The organism is Richelia sinica FACHB-800 (genome assembly GCF_014698825.1).
GTDB lineage: Bacteria > Cyanobacteriota > Cyanobacteriia > Cyanobacteriales > Nostocaceae > FACHB-800.
This window is the reverse complement of the sequence record NZ_JACJTT010000003.1, coordinates 115237-132727: the sequence shown is the minus strand read 5'-3', so window position 1 is coordinate 132727 and position 17491 is coordinate 115237. Positions and strand designations below refer to the sequence as shown.

The following is a 17491-nucleotide window of genomic DNA, read 5'->3' as shown; positions in this document are numbered from 1 at the left end:
AACTCCCAATGTGAATATCGATATTTGTGTAGAAACATTAAGGAATATTGCAATTCTGTCAAAACATGAAGGGTGAGCGGGAAATCAGCCAAAAGACCGTGATACGATTTTTTCGGTAAAAGTCAAGATTGGGAGTAAACCTTTGACACTACGGGTTGCTGTTGTTGGTTCAGGCCCAGCTGGTTCATCAGCCGCTGAAACTCTGGCAAAGGCTGGGATTGAAACGTACTTGTTTGAGCGGAAGCTGGATAATGCCAAACCTTGCGGGGGTGCCATTCCCCTATGTATGGTGGGTGAGTTCGATTTACCTGCGAACATTATCGACCGTCGTGTACGGAAGATGAAGATGATTTCTCCTTCTAATCGGGAAGTAGATATCAATCTGGTAAATGAAGAAGAATATATTGGTATGTGCCGCCGGGAAGTGTTAGATGGTTTCTTGCGAAACCGGGCGGCTAAACTAGGTGCTAATTTAATTAACGCCACAGTTCACAAAGTCGATATCCCCTCAAACAACACTGACCCTTACACCATTCATTACGTAGACCATAGCGAAGGTGGGTCTGTTGGTATTGCTAAGTCTTTGAAAGTAGACTTAATCATTGGTGCAGATGGGGCCAACTCCCGTATTGCGAAGGAAATGGATGCTGGGGATTACAATTATGCGATCGCTTTCCAAGAGCGGATTCGTCTCCCCGAAGATAAAATGGCCTACTACAATGACCTGGCGGAAATGTATGTAGGTAATGATGTCTCCACCGACTTTTACGCTTGGATCTTCCCCAAATATGACCACGTAGCAGTCGGTACAGGCACAATGCACGTAAATAAAGCCAGCATCAAACAATTACAAGCTGGTATCCGCGCTCGCGCTACTGAGAAACTCGCTGGTGGTAAAATCATCAAAGTCGAGGCTCACCCCATTCCTGAACATCCTCGTCCTCGTCGCGTAGTTGGTCGCATTGCCTTAGTGGGTGATGCTGCTGGTTATGTTACCAAGTCTTCTGGTGAAGGTATCTACTTTGCTGCTAAGTCTGGACGGATGTGTGCAGAAACCATTGTGGAAGTTTCCAACAACGGTACACGTATCCCTACCGAAAAAGAATTAAAACTTTACCTGAAGCGTTGGGACAAGAAATATGGACTCACTTACAAAGTGCTGGATATTCTACAAACCGTATTCTATCGTTCCGATGCTACCCGTGAAGCATTTGTAGAAATGTGTGATGACTTAGATGTACAACGGCTGACTTTTGACAGTTATCTGTACAAAACTGTCGTTCCTGCTAACCCCATCACTCAGCTAAAAATTACGGCGAAAACCATTGGTAGTTTGTTGCGTGGTAACGCCCTTGCACCTTAATAAATTGGGTGAACATTACAAAATTCGCCAGAAAACACAGCCGTGAATTCTGTTTCCGGCTGCAATTCCAACCCGTTCATAGCGGGTTATTTTTTTTTCGTGAGTTCGGGTTTAGGCTATTTCCTTATTCCTTTCACAAGATAATAGAGGTTACAGCTGATCCCGAAATCAGGTTAGGTATTGCACCTAATTCTTATCAGACTGCTTGATATGCTTTTAATTTGCGTTTGAACAATACACTAAAGCCTAAAACAGTTCCTATGCCAATCATGGTTGAGGGTTCGGGTATTGGTTCAGCAACTAGCGACCCGATACTGGAACCATTTAATCTTAATGAGGCAACAACCCCATCTCCAGAGACTAAACCATCTGTTTCTAATTCAAATGATAAGTTACCAGCTAATACATCTGAACGAGTGATACCAAAATTAGATGGAATAAAGCTGTTTGTTATTGCAGCACCACCCAAGCCAGAAAGCGTGAGATCAATACCATCTGGTGGTGCTGGTACTGAAGGTGAAGTGAAATTAGAAGATGAATCTAGTGACAAATTGACGAAGTATAATGGAATAGAAATTTTGATAATTGCGTCTGGAGTAATCTTGAGTACATGATATCTTATCTTCCTAATCACAATTGGTTTAGGTCTTTGAGGGTCATGAATTTGAAATCCTAAATCAAAGGTATCATTGGCGTTAAAAACAGGTGGTAGAAATGGAGCGAAATCTGCCTGATAAGTGATAGTTGCTGCTTGTGCAGTTACAGGATTAGACAATATAAAGCCAACACCTAAAGCAGCAATTAAAGTTGTTAATTTTGTTAGTTTCATGACAAAATTTTCAAAAAGAAGAATTGGTTTGAACATTTGAATGAAGAATAAAAACTTTTCAGCTTTCACTCTGCAAATGCTGTCAAATCTACAAACTGTTTTATGAAAAAGTTTTTCCAGAAAACAGAAAACACCTACCGATGATTGAGCGATGTCTTTTGTTAATAGTTTTAGTTATGCGCTCAATGTATTTGAGATATGCTGTAGATATCTATCACTATTATTAGAGTATGTAAATACATTTAATAAAACTTAATCAAATTTAATAATATAGCTATATATTCCTTTCTGGAACAAGGAAAAGTGAGACGAGGTTAATTTTTCATGTCTTTTCCTATAATTTTGTTAAGTAAATTAAATCTTGAGTCCCTTAGCCAGATATGATCCATTGTGGATTCTGCTATATAAGTGACTGAATCTTTTAAAACCATTGGAGGAAAAGAGGAAAAATGGAAGCTTTAGCCAACATCAATTGGGAAGTGATTTTTCAGTTGACCTTTGTCGCACTGATTGTGCTTGCTGGCCCAGCAGTAATTTTTGTCCTCGCATTTCGCAACGGCGACCTGTAGGTTGGGTAATAGGTAATGGGTAATGGGTAATGGGTAATGTTTATTGCCAGTTATCTATTACCGATTACCAAATTATACGGTAGATGCTGGTAAAGATAAAGCTTGAAAAGCAGCCTGAATAATGCCATCGTAAGGTGGTTGTGATAAATCCACATGTTTTGCTTCGTGACGATTGATGCCCAGTAAGCCGACTAAGTTTCCTGACTGCATGACCAGGACTTTGCCTTCAGAATTTTTGACTCTTAATTCTGTGTTACCTTCGTTGTCGTAAATTCCACAAGTATATTGGCGTTGATTGTACTCAAAGGTAGCGCGGGACTTGTGAGAGGTAGGAGAGAAGAATTGACTTGATTGCTGGGGCAGTCTGACACCTAATAACTCCATTTCAATGGTGGTGTTGCCATTAAAGTGATTTTCTCGCAGTTTGTAGGCGATATCAACTCGTGGAGGCAGGGGGAAATAGTCACGCCATCGCCAAGCGATCGCTTTGATTTCATATCTATGATGCTCTATAGTTTGTCCTAAAGTCATTTTGATGTGACCTTTACCGACTATTTGCTGTTCTATTACTTGCACATTGGGTGTCCAAAAAATCGGGTCGGGGTTATCAATACCGCAGGGATGAAGAATATTTAGCTGTTGGTAAAGGTGCTGATTGATGTGATTGAGATTAGCTTGAGCATCAATTTTCAGTAATGGTTTCAGGTGTTGGGGTTGTAAACATTGAGCAAACTCACACAACCGCGACCGAAACGCCTCTAAATTGGTCGCTGGTAGAGAAAATCCCCCCGCAGCTTTGTGTCCACCAAATTTACCCAACAAATCATGGCAAGCTTGTAAGGCTTCAAAGACGTGAAACTCAGGAATTCCCCTGGCAGAACCGCGAATCACAGTTTCATGTTCATAAGTGCCAATGAAGACTGGTACACCATAGCGTTCTACTAAGCGGGAAGCCACAATACCAATGACTCCATGATGCCAATAATCTTGGACAACAACTAACACTCTGTCTCGTTGTAGAGATTGTACATACAAATTTTCGACAATAGCGATCGCTTCTTGTTCGATTTGTTCACACATCTGCTGACGTTGACTATTGGTTTGTTCGCACTGCATGGCTTTGGTGAGTGCAATTCCGTAATCATCAGTGGTCAGCAAATCGATGATTATTTGTGGATCACCGATTCTACCAATGGCATTAATACGGGGGCCCAAACGAAAACCAATATCTTCTGGTTTTAAGGTCTTGGAATTTTGTACCTTCTCTCCCCCTTCACCGGGTTGAACTCCACCAATTTGAATTAATGCTTGTATTCCTGGTAATTTCGATTGGGGTAACAGCTTCAAACCTCTTTTCACCCAGCGACGGTTTACCCCTGTTAAAGGTGCTAAATCTGCAATGGTTCCCAAGGTAAATAAGGCTAACATAGGTGAAATTAGGCCTTTGGTTTCTCCCATTTGCTGTGCTAAAGACACAGCTAAAATATAAGCCACTCCCACACCTGCAATTCCTCGATAAGGTGAAGATTCAGCAATGAGTTTGGGGTTCAGAATGGCATTAGCTGGGGGTAGTTGGGGGGGAATGTCGTGATGGTCGGTGACAATGACTTGTAAACCCAGTTCTCTGGCCCTAGCGATGGGTTCAAAAGCCGAGATACCATTATCTACGGTGAGAATTAGTCTGACACCTTCGCTGTGAAATTCTTCCACAATCCGTTTGTTGATGCCATAACCATCGTGCATTCGACTAGGAATAGCGTAATCAACCTTAGCACCCAAAGCGCGGAGACTCCGCAATAACAAAGCGGTGCTGGTCATACCATCTGCATCATAGTCACCGCAAATAGCTATTTTAGATTGATTAGTGATCGCCTCTTCCAACAATTCCACACTCACCGCTAAATCTGGGAACTCTTCTAAGGGGGAGGGTAAAACTAAGGATTCAGGATCGAGGAATAGTTGTGCAGTTTCTGGGGATTCCATACCCCGATTGATGAGTAATTGGCTGATAATTGGGGATAAATCGAGACTAGATGCCAATTTTTGCGCTAATTCTGGTTTAGCTGGTGCTATTTGCCAGCGTTGATTGGGTAAGCGTCTAGCAGTGCGAGGCAGTTCAGTTGCAGGTTGGTCTACCATTAGGAATCATATTGAGATTGCTGGGGGAATTAGCGTCGATTTTTGGGTGTAACTTCACCAAACTTCATCACAAAAGCGATCGCTACACTCACCACCATAATTAGTGCCATACTCAAAGCTGACCCAAAACCCCAATTTTGAGTAGCACCAAGAAATTGATTATAAACCAACCTTGCTGCGGTCATACTGGAAGCACCACCTAATAATTCTGGATCAATAAAATCTCCCAATGCTGTAATGAAAACCAGCATCGAACCAGCAGAAATTCCTGGCAAAACTTGGGGTACAGTTACTTGCCAAAAACTTTGAATTGGATTAGCACCTAAATCAGCGGATGCTTCTAGTAACCGTTTATCTAGCTTTTCTAGGGAAGCATATAAAACCAACACCATATAGGGCAGCAGACTGTAACTCATCCCGATTAATACCGCTATATTGCGGTTGAGTAATTCCAATGCAGGTAAACCAAAACTAGTGAGGATACTATTTAATAAGCCTGTGGGCCGCAGAATAGTAATCCAAGCGTAGGAACGTAGTAAAGAAGATGTCCACAAAGGCAAAACAAAACTTAATAATAAAAGATTACGCCAACGCTGGGGAGCTTTTTGAGCAATCCAGTAAGCTACAGGAAAACCTAAAAATAAGCAGCTAATAGTTGTAGTGATGGCTAAAAATAGAGAATTAAAAATAACTCTTAAATATAAAGGCTCTAAAATGCGGATATAATTTTGAATTCCACTAGGATTGACAAGATCACCGGGACGAATGTTAGGAACTAAACTTAATTGAAAAATGATGATAGTGGGCAATACTAATAATAGTAATAACCACAGTCCAGCCGGTCCTAGAAGAATGAAATTAGGAAGAATCCGTACCCAAAAAGCAGGCTTTTTTGCTTCAGGTAAATTAACAGCATCTAGTTGAGAATCAGGAATTTGAGTAGACACAAGCCAGAACCCGTTTTCAAGGATTAATAATTGAGATTACGCTAATAATTGAGTCCAGTATCGCTCATACACTTCTTCAAATTGACCCACAGGAGTTAAACGTTCACATTTTTCTAACAGGGACTCTGAAGGAAATAAGTTTTCATTGTCGCGAATTTGTTTAGGTAATTGTTCAAATCCTGCTTGATTAGGTGTGGAAATATTTAATCTTTCACTAATTTGTGCTGCCACTTCTGGTTTTAAAATTAAATTAATCCAAGCATAAGCACCTGGTAAATTGGGGGAATTTTTGGGAATGACTATTGTATCAGTCCACAGGGAAGAACCACTGCGGGGAATCACATATTTGAGTTTAGGATTTTCTTTGGAAATTTTCACCGCATCGGCAGAATAACACATAGCAATTAGTAAATCTCCTGCCAGAATTTGGTTTTGCCAAGCATCGGTATCGAAGGCAGCAATAGCTGGTTTCAATTGTTTGAGTTTTTCATAAGCTTGTTGAATTTCTGATTCATTTTGTGAATTATAAGAATAACCCAACATCCGTAAAGCTGCACCCATTACTTCCCGAACATCATTCAGTAAAGTCATGCGTTTATTTAATTGTTCTTGATTTTTCCACAAATAGTCCCAATCTTCAGGAACAGAGGCTAATTTTTCAGAATTATAAAGTAATCCCGTGGTTCCCCAATTAAAAGGAATACTGTAGCGATTATTGGGGTCGTAACTAGGATTATTAAACCGGGGAAATAAATTTTCTAAACCAATTAAATTTTGATGATTAATTTCATGTAATAAATCCTTTTCCACCATCTTTTGTACCATGTAGTCAGATGGATAAAGGATGCTGTAAGTACCACCACCACCAGCTTGTAACTTAGCCAGCATCACATCATTGGATTCATAAACATCAGCAATTACCTTCATCCCTGTCTGGGTGGTAAAGGTATTGAGTAATTCTTTATCTGTATACTGAGTCCAAGTATATATATAAAGGCGATCGCGTTGAGCCGTGTTGTTATCTTTCACATTGATATTAGCTAGTCTCCAGCCACAACTACTAAGAGACAAGGCAGACAATGCGGACATTCCTGTTAAAAATGTTCTTCTCTTAATCATTAGTTAGGGTTAAGGGTGAATAGTTAATCGTTAATTTTCAATTCTTTCCTCCCACACTTTGACTAATCGCTAAACAGTCTGTTTCTGACCACCAAGCATAAATAGGAGTATCCCGGTCTGGTAGACTACCGAAGGTGTTAGGCTGCATGGCCGTAATTGCCACACCATTAGTTAATTCCACAACATAATTAACATGAGTGCCCAAATACATCACATTAATTAGTCTTCCCTCAAAACAATTACTAGGGAAATTAGGTTGATATAGAGATAGTTGGATTTTTTCGGGACGGATACTCACAACTACAGGTTGTAATGATTCTGTTGGTGTTTGTTCTCCTCGACTGACAACAATGGTCAATCCTGTTTTGGTTGTAACTTTAATATTGAGGGCATCAACTTCGGCAATCTCACCACTAAATAAATTAGTATCACCAATAAAATCAGCGACAAAAGATGTAGTGGGATGTTCGTAAACTTCGCTGGGAGTACCAATTTGTTCAATTTTGCCTTGATTCATCACAGCAATACGATCAGATAAAGACAGTGCTTCTTCTTGATCGTGTGTCACCATAATAAATGTCAGACCCAAATCTTTATGGAGATTGGATAATTCTACTTGCATTTCTTTGCGGAGTTTTAAATCTAAGGCTCCCAAAGGCTCATCTAAGAGCAACACCGCAGGACGGTTGACTAAAGCTCTAGCTAAAGCCACTCGTTGCTGCTGACCTCCAGATAATTGATGGGGAAAGCGCGATCGCAAACTTTCCATTTTCACCAACTTTAAGGCTTCTGTCACCCTAGAATCTATTTCGGATTTGGCTAATTTTTTTAACCTTAATCCAAATGCTATGTTATCCCACACATTTAAATGATTAAACAGCGCGTAGCTCTGAAATACAGTGTTGACGGGCCGGCGATATGGTGGCACATTGGTCATGGGTTGACCTTGAATCAGCAACTTACCACCATCAACCTGTTCAAACCCAGCTATTAAGCGCAAAGTAGTAGTTTTCCCACATCCAGAAGGTCCTAAAATACTAAAAAATTCTCCCCTTCTGATATCCAAGTCCACCCCATGTACTGCTGGTTCTTGGTTAAAAAACTTGAATACATTACGCAGTTCCACATCTAGCGGCTGGAAAGTTTTAATGCCCCTCTGATTGTGCATTACAGTTTGAGCCATAATCTTCAGTAGAATGCCGTGATATTGAGAAACGTCGAGCAAAGAAGGGGATGAGGAACTGGAGAGTGGGAAAAACCTGTCCGATGTCTGATTATTGATTACCCATTACCAATTACCAAATATCGATTACTCATTACCCATACTCAATGACCAATTGGGCCATTGTGTATAAGGTAATCCTGATCCTCAACTCGCTGTTAGTCTCATGGCTATATTACCATCACTAAATGCTAGTAAAAAAGATACACGTACCGTTGGGCGAGGTTTCCAGTCAATATTTTTAATTTTGTTTACTTTATTGATGATGATTGGCATTGATGCTCGGTTAGCTTATTTGCAAATTGTCAAAGGGACAAAACTCCGAGCTAGAGCCGAATCTAACCGCATTCGGATGATTGCTAAACAACCAGAACGGGGCAATATTTTTGACCGCAATGGTAAACTACTCGCCACTACCAAGTATCCCCGCTCAGTCTATTTGTGGCCTATGGCCCATACCAAACCCTCCTGGTCTATAGCTGGCCCTAGATTAGCCAAAATTCTCAATTTTCCCCAAGGGGAAATGGAAAAGAAACTGCAACAAGCTGGTGCTAACTCCTCCTCACTAATTCGTATAGCTAGAGATGTGAATGAAGCACAAATCACCGCTTTAAAAGAATATGCTAGTGAACTACCAGAAGTAGAAATCAACACCGAAGCTGTGCGTTATTATCCCCAAGGTCAAGAGTTGGCTCATGTATTAGGGTACACCCGTGAACTGACAGCCGAACAGTTAGAAAAGAAAAAATCTGAAGGCTACCGATTGGGTGATGTGATTGGCCAAATGGGCATCGAAAAAGCCTATGAACAAACTCTCCGGGGAGAATGGGGTGGTCAACAGGTAGAAGTGGATGGTGCTGGTAGACCACTGCGAGTATTAGGTGAAAAACAAGCCAAGGCTGGTAATGACCTGCATTTAACTATTGATTTAGATGTGCAGAAAGCCGCAGATCAAGCATTAGGTAAATACCAAGGTGCGATCATTGCTATTGACCCGCGCAATGGTGCTGTCTTAGCGATGGTATCCCATCCTAGCTATGATCCCAACATTTTTTCTAAACAGAAACTTTCACAGAAAGACTGGCAAAGTGTTCAGGGGAAAGCCTATCCCCTAGTAAATCGTGCTCTGAGTGCCTTTCCTCCTGCTAGTACCTTTAAAATTGTCACCACGACTGCGGGGTTGGAATCAGGGAAATTTAGCCCAGATACAGTCCTACAAACCTTTGGTTCCTTGACCATTGGTGGTGTGACCTTCGGAGAATGGAATCACGCTGGTTTTGGCCCACTAGGCTTTCCTGGGGCTATGGCTATGAGTAGTGATACCTTCTTTTATCAGGTAGGGAGAAGAGTTGGTGGACCCTCCTTGATTGAATGGAGTCGCAAATATGGGTTTGGTCAAAAAACCGGCATTGAATTTGCCAATGAAGAATCTAAGGGCTTAGTCCCCGATGAGAACTGGAAGCAGAAGACCTGGAAAATCCCCTGGACTGTGGGTGACACCATTAACATGTCCATTGGTCAAGGTGCGCTGCAAGTAACACCACTGCAATCAGCGATTATGTTTTCTGTTCCTGCTAATGGTGGTGATCGAGTCAAGCCCCATTTTCTCAAAGACCATGAAGAAGCAAAGAATTGGCGAGAATCTTTAAATATGAAGGCAGAGACGATTAAAGTGCTGCGGGAAGGATTAAGAAAAGTGGTGACGGAAGGGACAGGTAAACGGTTAAATCTGCCCTCTATTCCTCCAACTTCAGGCAAGAGTGGTACAGCCGAGGCGGGGATTGGTCGTCCTAATCATACCTGGTTTGGAGCCTATGCCCCAAGCGATCGCCCGGAAATTGCAGTGGTAGCCTTTGGGGAAAACAGTGGTGATCATGGTGGTACTGTTTGTGGGCCCATGGTTTTACAAGTCCTAGAAGCCTATTTCCACCATAAATATCCTGGTAAATACACAAAACCTCAATCTGAAAATTCAGCTACCGAATCACAATCTGGAGATTAATTCCATTAGATGTGACAAACTCTACAGCAAGGATGCGTCAGAGAACGCATCTTTTTTTTGCATCTTCAAATGAAACAAAACATATGCGGTAAACAATTTCATAATTTTTTTGAGTCACACTCAGGCTCAACCCAACTTACAATAATTCTTAGCTGCAATTGTGATGCTCTGAGTTAATATGACACTTTTACAAAAATTATCCCTGGGTGGTTATCCAAATAAACGCACCGTGGGGAGAAATTTGCAACCAATATTTTTAATTATATTTACTTTATTGATGACATCGGGAATCGGTGCTCGTTTAGCTTATTTGCAAATTGTTGATGGAGCTAGCCATCGCAAAAGAGCAGAGTCTAACCGCATCCGCATGATTCCTAAACAACCAGAACGGGGGAATATTTTTGATCGCCATGGCAAATTATTAGCCAGCACTCGTTATCCTCGTTCAGTATATTTATGGCCTATGGCCCATACAAAACCTGGTTGGTCTGTGATTGGTCAGAGATTATCACAGATTTTAGATATTCCCCTTGCTGATATAGAAGAAAAATTAGAAAAAGCTGGTGCTAACTCCTCAACCTTGATTCGTATTGCCCGTAATTTAAATGAGGCACAAATCACAGTTTTAAAAGAATATGCTAACGAACTGCCTGGGGTAGAAATCAACACTGAAGCTGTGCGTTATTATCCCCATGGTAAAGAATTAGCCCACATCTTAGGCTACACCCGTGAATTAACCGCCGAACAATTAGAAAAGAAGAAATCTGAAGGCTACAGACTAGGTGATGTAATTGGTCAAATGGGAGTAGAAAAAGCCTATGAGAAATTACTGCGGGGAGAATGGGGTGGTCAACAGGTAGAAGTGGATGGTGCTGGTAGACCACTGCGAGTGTTAGGAAATAAACAGGCAAAAGCTGGTCAAGATTTGCATTTAACCATAGATTTAAAGTTGCAAATAGCCGCAGAAAAAGCCTTGGGTAATCGAAATGGAGCGATCGTTGCCCTTAATCCCAACAACGGCGAAGTGCTAGCTCTAGTATCTCATCCTGGCTTTGATCCCAATATCTTTTCTAAACAAAAACTATCACAAAAAGATTGGGACAATCTCCAAAGTGATGATCATCCCTTAGTCAATCGTGCTTTAAGCGCCTTTCCTCCCGCTAGTACCTTTAAAATCGTTACTACAACTGCTGCATTGGAATCAGGGAAATTCTCTCCTAATACCATCCTACAAACCTATGGTTCCTTAACAGTGGGTGGTACTACTTTTGGCGAATGGAATCATGCTGGTTTTGGCCCATTGGGTTTTGTTGGTGCTATGCAGTGGAGTAGCGATACATTCTTTTATCAAATTGCTAAGGCTATTGGTGGCCCAACTTTGATTGAATGGACTCGCAAATATGGATTTGGTCAAAAAACTGGCTTTGAGTTCACTACAGAGGAAGCTAGGGGTTTAGTTCCTGATGATAATTGGAAACGTAAAGCCTGGAAGATACCTTGGACTGTGGGTGACTCCATTAATATGTCTATCGGTCAAGGTGCTTTACAAACTACTCCTTTACAAGTAGGAGTGATGTTTGCTGTTCCTGCTAATGGTGGTTATCGTATCAAACCACATTTGCTCAAAGATAACGGAGATGCACAAAAATGGCGTACATCTTTAAATATGAAACCAGAAACTATCAAAATTTTGCGGGAGGGTTTACGAAAGGTTGTTTCTGAAGGTACAGCTAAAGCGTTGAATCAACCAGATATTCCTCCTATTGCTGGCAAAACTGGAACTGCGGAAGCTTGGAAGCGAGGAATTAAAGCAAATCATGCTTGGTTTGGTGGTTATGCACCTGCTGATAAGCCAGAAATTCTTGTTGTCGCCTTTGCGGAACATTCTGGTGGTGGTGGTGGTAGTGTGGCAGCACCAATGGTTTTGGAAGTGATTAAAAGTGCTGGGTTGAAAAAGTGAGAATCTACTGGGTGCTGATGCCTCTCCACTGAGAATGATGATAAAAATACTTGAGTCAGGGTTGAGCATTGCTTAACCCTGACGATAGTTAAATAGTATTAGTAATTGTTAATAATTTATCAATTTAATTGATATTTGTTGAAGTTTTCATTAATTTATTTGGCTCAAGGAATAAAAGAGAAAATTTGTAGAAATCATTTAGTATTTTGGTGGAAAATGTTTACAAAAATTCATTCGGAATTCATTATGTAAATCCTTGTTATAATTCATCAAACATTCATAGAATGGAGCAATATATTGTCAAATGCTTCACTTTTTTCTTATCTATAAATATGTTAGTTTTTCGTCAATAATTTAGGATGGCGATAAAACTGTGAAATACTTTTTTCTTTCCGAAGGCTGGATAGTTGGTAGAGTCTGGGCAGCGGATGGACTTTGGCAAGTAACAGCATGGCGCAGACAACCTGAGATTCAGCAATTAAATATCTGCCTGGTTGAAAATAATGAATTACTGTGGCTGTATCGAGTCGAAGATGCCATATTAACAATTGAGGTCAAGCCAATGACACCAGAATTTGCCCATCAAGTAATTGGTCAAGTGGTTCTAAAGCGATTAATGAGTGCTGAACAGGTAATTGAACGTCTAGCAACAGCCCATACCAAATGTCAATTAGAAAATATCCAGTTGGTAGTGTAAATTTTTGTGGTAGGAGAGGAGTTACGGTGAGCAGCAGACAATCAGAACACAGGTGGATACTTTCGTCTGGCTTTCCCTCCTTCTGCCACCTATGACCTGAATTCTGCTGTAAATTAGAACTTTAGAAGCGATCGCTCACCAAATTCCCAGAAAAAACTACGTGATCCCATCGATTGACACCCTTGCAAAGCGTTCCATCAATAGTTACACTTTTTAAAACATTCTCATTTTTGCTTGGCGATCGCACTGGCGCTCAAAAAGCTGCTTCCCAAAAGTTACCGTCACCCTAAAAACGTCTTTTGGGCGTTTTAACACCGAACACAATTCGGCATTAGTACGGGTTAAAGTAACTTCAAGAAGTCAAATCACAGTAGCGCATTAGCATTGCTCAACCCCAGGTTTATCTGAGGTTAAAGGCAAGACACTAGCAATAACAAAAACTTAGAGAGTTGTTTGAAATACGTTTTACGTAAATCAGCACCTCAGTAAAAAAATTGCTTTGTAAACATAAATCTTCGAGGAGGAGCGTAGTCGATGGGACTACCCTGGTACCGAGTACACACAGTTGTTCTGAATGATCCAGGGCGGCTGATTTCTGTACACTTAATGCACACAGCCTTGGTAGCAGGCTGGGCCGGTTCGATGGCACTCTACGAACTGGCAGTTTATGACCCCAGTGATCCAGTTCTCAACCCCATGTGGCGGCAAGGTATGTTCGTACTGCCCTTCATGGCACGTTTAGGCGTTACCCAATCTTGGGGTGGTTGGAGCGTTACTGGTGGCCCAGCTACTGACCCTGGATTCTGGTCATTTGAAGGTGTTGCAGCTGCTCACATTGTCCTTTCTGGTCTGTTGTTCCTAGCTGCTGTATGGCACTGGGTTTACTGGGATTTGGAACTCTTCAGAGACCCCCGTACCGGTGAACCTGCTCTCGACTTGCCAAAAATGTTTGGCATTCACCTATTTTTATCTGGTTTACTCTGTTTTGGCTTTGGTGCTTTCCACCTCACCGGCTTATATGGCCCTGGTATGTGGGTCTCCGATGCCTATGGTTTGACAGGTAACATCTTACCTGTAGCACCAGAATGGGGCCCTGATGGATTTAACCCCTATAACCCTGGTGGTATTGTTGCTCACCATATTGCCGCAGGTGTAGTTGGTATTATCGCTGGTTTATTCCACCTCACAGTTAGACCTCCTGAAAGGCTTTACAAAGCCCTGCGGATGGGTAATATCGAAACCGTTCTTTCTAGCAGTATCGCGGCAGTTTTCTTTGCTGCTTTCGTAGTAGCTGGAACCATGTGGTACGGTAACGCTGCTACACCTATTGAACTGTTTGGACCAACCCGTTATCAATGGGATCAAGGCTACTTCCGTCAAGAAATTGATCGTCGTGTGCAAACTAGCGTTGCTCAAGGTGCTAGTCTGTCCGAAGCTTGGTCACAAATTCCTGAAAAACTAGCCTTCTACGATTACGTTGGTAACAGCCCTGCAAAAGGCGGTTTATTCCGTACCGGGCCAATGGTCAAGGGTGATGGTATCGCTCAATCTTGGCAAGGTCACGCAGTATTTACTGATTCAGAAGGTCGCGAATTGACTGTACGTCGTTTGCCCAACTTCTTTGAAACCTTCCCTGTAATTCTGACTGATAAAGATGGTGTTGTCCGCGCTGACATTCCCTTCCGTCGGGCAGAATCCAAATACAGCTTTGAGCAAACTGGCGTAAAAGTTAGCTTCTACGGTGGTGATCTCAACGGCAAAACCTTTACAGATCCTGCTGATGTGAAGAGATTTGCTCGTAAGGCTCAAGGTGGAGAAATATTTGAATTTGACCGGGAAACATTGAACTCTGATGGTGTATTCCGTACATCTCCTAGAGGTTGGTTTACCTTTGGTCATGCAGTATTTGCACTGCTATTCTTCTTTGGACACCTCTGGCATGGTTCTCGGACAATCTACCGCGACGTATTTGCTGGGGTTGAGATTGAAGAAGAACAAGTGGAATGGGGTCTGTTCCAGAAAGTGGGTGACGTAACAACTCGGATTCGTAAGGAAGCTTAAACACAGATGAAGTATGAAGAGTGAAGTATTAAACAAATGTTAAAGCTTTATTACTTCATACTTTTTCTCCGGCTTGATAAACTAAAAATACTTGCTTAATTGGCAGGAACTAGGAATATGGAAAGCGTAGCTTACATTTTGATTTTGACCCTATCAATAGGTGTTCTCTTTTTTGCGATCGCCTTTCGCGAACCTCCCCGTTTTGAAAGAAAAGAGAAAAACTAGGTTGTTATTACCAGCATTTTAAGGTAGTTTCATCCAACTGTCCGTTGCTGCTTATTTGAGTGGCAACGGACAATTCTATGTCTAGATTTTAGAATTGCAATTTCGACTTCTATGACTATTAACAAAATAATCATAGATAAAAATAATACCTATTTGCATCAAGAAGCTAAAACAAACAAAAGCTGAAAACCATGATGAATCACCTCTTGCCCAGGTTTAAATTTTCAGTTTTTAGTTTGAATTTTTAATTGGTATCATTTCTTTCCTTGACTCTGTGGCTACTTCTCAGGGTAGATTCTCCGCGACTACTGACTAATAACTGAATATGCGATATAATTTTCTATCTGGAAGTTAATATGTGTGAAGACTAGCTTTTCTACGCTAGGATGAGAAGGAATGTGGGTGTAAGGACAAGTCCTATCACTTACATAAACAGGCACTTATGGCACAAACTTTACGGAGAATAAAACCAGGAACAAATTAGCATGGTCAATCAGAACTTAACCGCTACAGAAATTGGATTTACTCACGAAGATTTCGCTGCTCTACTTGATAAGTACGATTATCACTTCAGCCCTGGTGATATAGTACCAGGTACAGTTTTTAGTATAGAGCCGCGCGGCGCTCTGATTGACATAGGTGCTAAAACAGCAGCATATATACCCATACAAGAAATGTCTATTAACCGGGTCGATGCCCCGGAAGAAGTCTTACAATCAAACGAAACACGGGAATTTTTCATTCTGACCGATGAAAACGAAGATGGTCAATTGACCCTTTCGATTCGTCGGATTGAATATATGCGGGCGTGGGAACGTGTGCGCCAGTTACAAGCGGAAGATGCAACCGTCCGTTCTGGTGTTTTTGCTACTAATCGCGGTGGTGCATTAGTGCGAATTGAAGGACTACGTGGTTTTATCCCTGGTTCTCACATCAGCACTCGTAAGCCTAAAGAAGAATTAGTAGGCGAAGAATTGCCTTTGAAGTTCTTAGAAGTAGATGAAGAACGTAACCGCTTAGTTCTATCCCATCGTCGGGCGTTAGTTGAGCGCAAGATGAACCGCTTAGAAGTTGGCGAAGTGGTAATTGGTACTGTACGTGGTATCAAGCCCTACGGTGCTTTCATTGATATCGGTGGTGTCAGCGGACTACTACACATTTCAGAAATTTCCCACGAACATATCGACACACCTCACAGTGTTTTCAACGTCAATGATGAAGTGAAAGTAATGATCATTGACTTGGATGCAGAAAGGGGCCGGATTTCTCTGTCTACCAAACAGCTAGAACCCGAACCCGGTGACATGATTAAGAACCGTGATTTAGTTTATGATAAGGCCGAAGAAATGGCTGCTAAGTATCGGGAACAACTGCTAGCTAAACAGCAAGGTATCACTGCTGCACCTGTGGACGCTGTCGATGCCATAGTTGAAGAAGAGATCCCCAGCGCAACTGAAGTTGAAGAAGAGATCCCCTCAGCTATTGAAGAATAGTACATTTGTATTTGTCATTATCTACAAATCAGAGTATCAAAGCATATGGAGAAGAGGGAATAACCCTCTTTTTTTGTGTCAATAATCAATGAAAAATTGCAGATGATTAGTATTAAATGTGGAAACATGGTTTTTCCGAAGATTCAAGCCGTTTTATTTGATAAAAATGGGACCTTAGAAGATTCGGAAGCTTATCTAAGGACTTTGGGACAAAAAGCTGCACGGCTTATTGACGCGCAAATTCCTGGGATAGGAGAACCATTGTTAATGGCCTTTGGAATTGAGGGAAATCAAATTAATCCAGCAGGTTTAATGGCTGTTGCTAGTCGAAGGGAGACAGAAGTTGCAGTTGCAGCATATATTGCCGAAACTGGACGGGGATGGTTTGAATCATTAAAACTCTCCCAGCAATGGTTAGAAGAAGCAGACCAACAAGTTAGACAAACTCCATCACCTCTATTTCCAGGGAGTTGGGAAATTTTACAGACTCTGGCCTCTGCTGGGCTAAAATTAGGGATTTTATCAGCAGCAACAACAGCAGATGTGCGTCAGTTTGTGTCTACTCATCAGTTAGGTAGTTATCTGCAACTACAAATGGGAGTTGATGAAGGTCTTAGTAAACCAGACCCTGTATTATTTTTGCAGGCTTGTCAAGCTTTAGGTGTAGAACCAGAGGCTACATTAATGGTTGGTGACTCCGTTGGGGATATGCAAATGGCCCGCAATGCTAAAGCGGCAGGTTGCATTGGGATTACTTGGATTAATCAACCGGAAAATGTGCAAGGTGCAGATGTGATTATTAATCAATTGGATGAAATTCAAGTAATTCAGGCGTAAGGCAGGGAGTAGGGGGAGAAATGAATTT

At 41.5% G+C, this 17491-nt stretch carries 14 protein-coding genes; 9 read left to right on the top strand and 5 right to left on the bottom strand.

Features of this window, described 5'->3' with window-relative positions; genetic code table 11:
* Positions 1–142: 142 nt before the first annotated feature.
* Entirely contained in the window at positions 143–1363 is a 1221-nt protein-coding gene (gene chlP, locus H6G73_RS04085; protein WP_190601678.1) for a geranylgeranyl reductase, read from the top strand.
* A gap of 196 nt (positions 1364–1559) precedes the next feature.
* Here the strand turns inward: chlP and H6G73_RS24720 are convergent, their stop codons facing one another.
* The gene (locus H6G73_RS24720; RefSeq protein WP_190601677.1) at positions 1560–2261 is read right to left on the bottom strand and encodes a PEP-CTERM sorting domain-containing protein; all 702 of its coding nucleotides are present in this window, start codon (positions 2259–2261) and stop codon (positions 1560–1562) included.
* Positions 2262–2641: 380 nt separating this feature from the next.
* Here H6G73_RS24720 and psb30 point away from each other — a divergent pair, with 380 nt between their 5' ends.
* Positions 2642–2761, top strand: coding sequence for a photosystem II reaction center protein Ycf12/Psb30 (gene psb30, locus H6G73_RS04075; protein WP_190601676.1), 120 nt, complete (start codon positions 2642–2644; stop codon positions 2759–2761).
* A gap of 72 nt (positions 2762–2833) precedes the next feature.
* On the opposite strand, the gene recJ is transcribed toward psb30, so the two are convergent.
* The 4 genes from recJ to H6G73_RS04055 all read right to left on the bottom strand — a co-directional run bounded on the left by recJ (position 2834) and on the right by H6G73_RS04055 (position 8149).
* Positions 2834–4900 carry a single-stranded-DNA-specific exonuclease RecJ gene (gene recJ, locus H6G73_RS04070; protein WP_190601675.1) on the bottom strand — a complete coding sequence of 689 codons (2067 nt, stop codon included), beginning with the start codon at positions 4898–4900 and terminating at the stop codon, positions 2834–2836.
* 29 nt (positions 4901–4929) lie between these two features.
* The gene (locus tag H6G73_RS04065; RefSeq protein ID WP_390839182.1) at positions 4930–5769 is read right to left on the bottom strand and encodes an ABC transporter permease; all 840 of its coding nucleotides are present in this window, start codon (positions 5767–5769) and stop codon (positions 4930–4932) included.
* Positions 5770–5883: 114 nt separating this feature from the next.
* On the bottom strand, positions 5884–6966 hold the full coding sequence (locus tag H6G73_RS04060; protein ID WP_190601673.1) for a polyamine ABC transporter substrate-binding protein: 1083 nt from the start codon (positions 6964–6966) through the stop codon (positions 5884–5886).
* A 37-nt stretch (positions 6967–7003) separates the two neighbouring features.
* Positions 7004–8149 carry an ABC transporter ATP-binding protein gene (locus H6G73_RS04055; RefSeq protein WP_190601672.1) on the bottom strand — a complete coding sequence of 382 codons (1146 nt, stop codon included), beginning with the start codon at positions 8147–8149 and terminating at the stop codon, positions 7004–7006.
* A gap of 205 nt (positions 8150–8354) precedes the next feature.
* Between H6G73_RS04055 and mrdA (H6G73_RS04050) the strand changes: the two genes are divergently transcribed.
* From mrdA (H6G73_RS04050) to H6G73_RS04020, 7 genes are all read left to right on the top strand, one after another.
* Positions 8355–10190 (top strand): penicillin-binding protein 2, encoded by a 1836-nt coding sequence (gene mrdA / locus H6G73_RS04050; protein ID WP_190601671.1) that lies wholly within the window; start codon positions 8355–8357, stop codon positions 10188–10190.
* Positions 10191–10368: 178 nt separating this feature from the next.
* Positions 10369–12150, top strand: a complete 1782-nt coding sequence (gene mrdA / locus H6G73_RS04045) for a penicillin-binding protein 2 (RefSeq protein WP_190601670.1) — start codon at positions 10369–10371, stop codon at positions 12148–12150.
* A 373-nt stretch (positions 12151–12523) separates the two neighbouring features.
* Positions 12524–12847 (top strand): hypothetical protein, encoded by a 324-nt coding sequence (locus H6G73_RS04040; protein ID WP_190601669.1) that lies wholly within the window; start codon positions 12524–12526, stop codon positions 12845–12847.
* 534 nt (positions 12848–13381) lie between these two features.
* Positions 13382–14908 carry a photosystem II chlorophyll-binding protein CP47 gene (gene psbB, locus H6G73_RS04035; protein ID WP_190601668.1) on the top strand — a complete coding sequence of 509 codons (1527 nt, stop codon included), beginning with the start codon at positions 13382–13384 and terminating at the stop codon, positions 14906–14908.
* 117 nt (positions 14909–15025) lie between these two features.
* Positions 15026–15133: a photosystem II reaction center protein T gene (locus H6G73_RS04030; RefSeq protein WP_190601667.1), complete on the top strand. Its 108-nt coding sequence runs from the start codon at positions 15026–15028 to the stop codon at positions 15131–15133.
* Between the two features lie 485 nt (positions 15134–15618).
* On the top strand, positions 15619–16626 hold the full coding sequence (locus H6G73_RS04025; protein ID WP_190601666.1) for a 30S ribosomal protein S1: 1008 nt from the start codon (positions 15619–15621) through the stop codon (positions 16624–16626).
* Between the two features lie 102 nt (positions 16627–16728).
* A complete protein-coding gene (locus H6G73_RS04020; protein ID WP_190601665.1) occupies positions 16729–17463 on the top strand; it encodes an HAD family hydrolase in 735 nt (244 codons plus the stop codon).
* Positions 17464–17491: the final 28 nt, after the last annotated feature.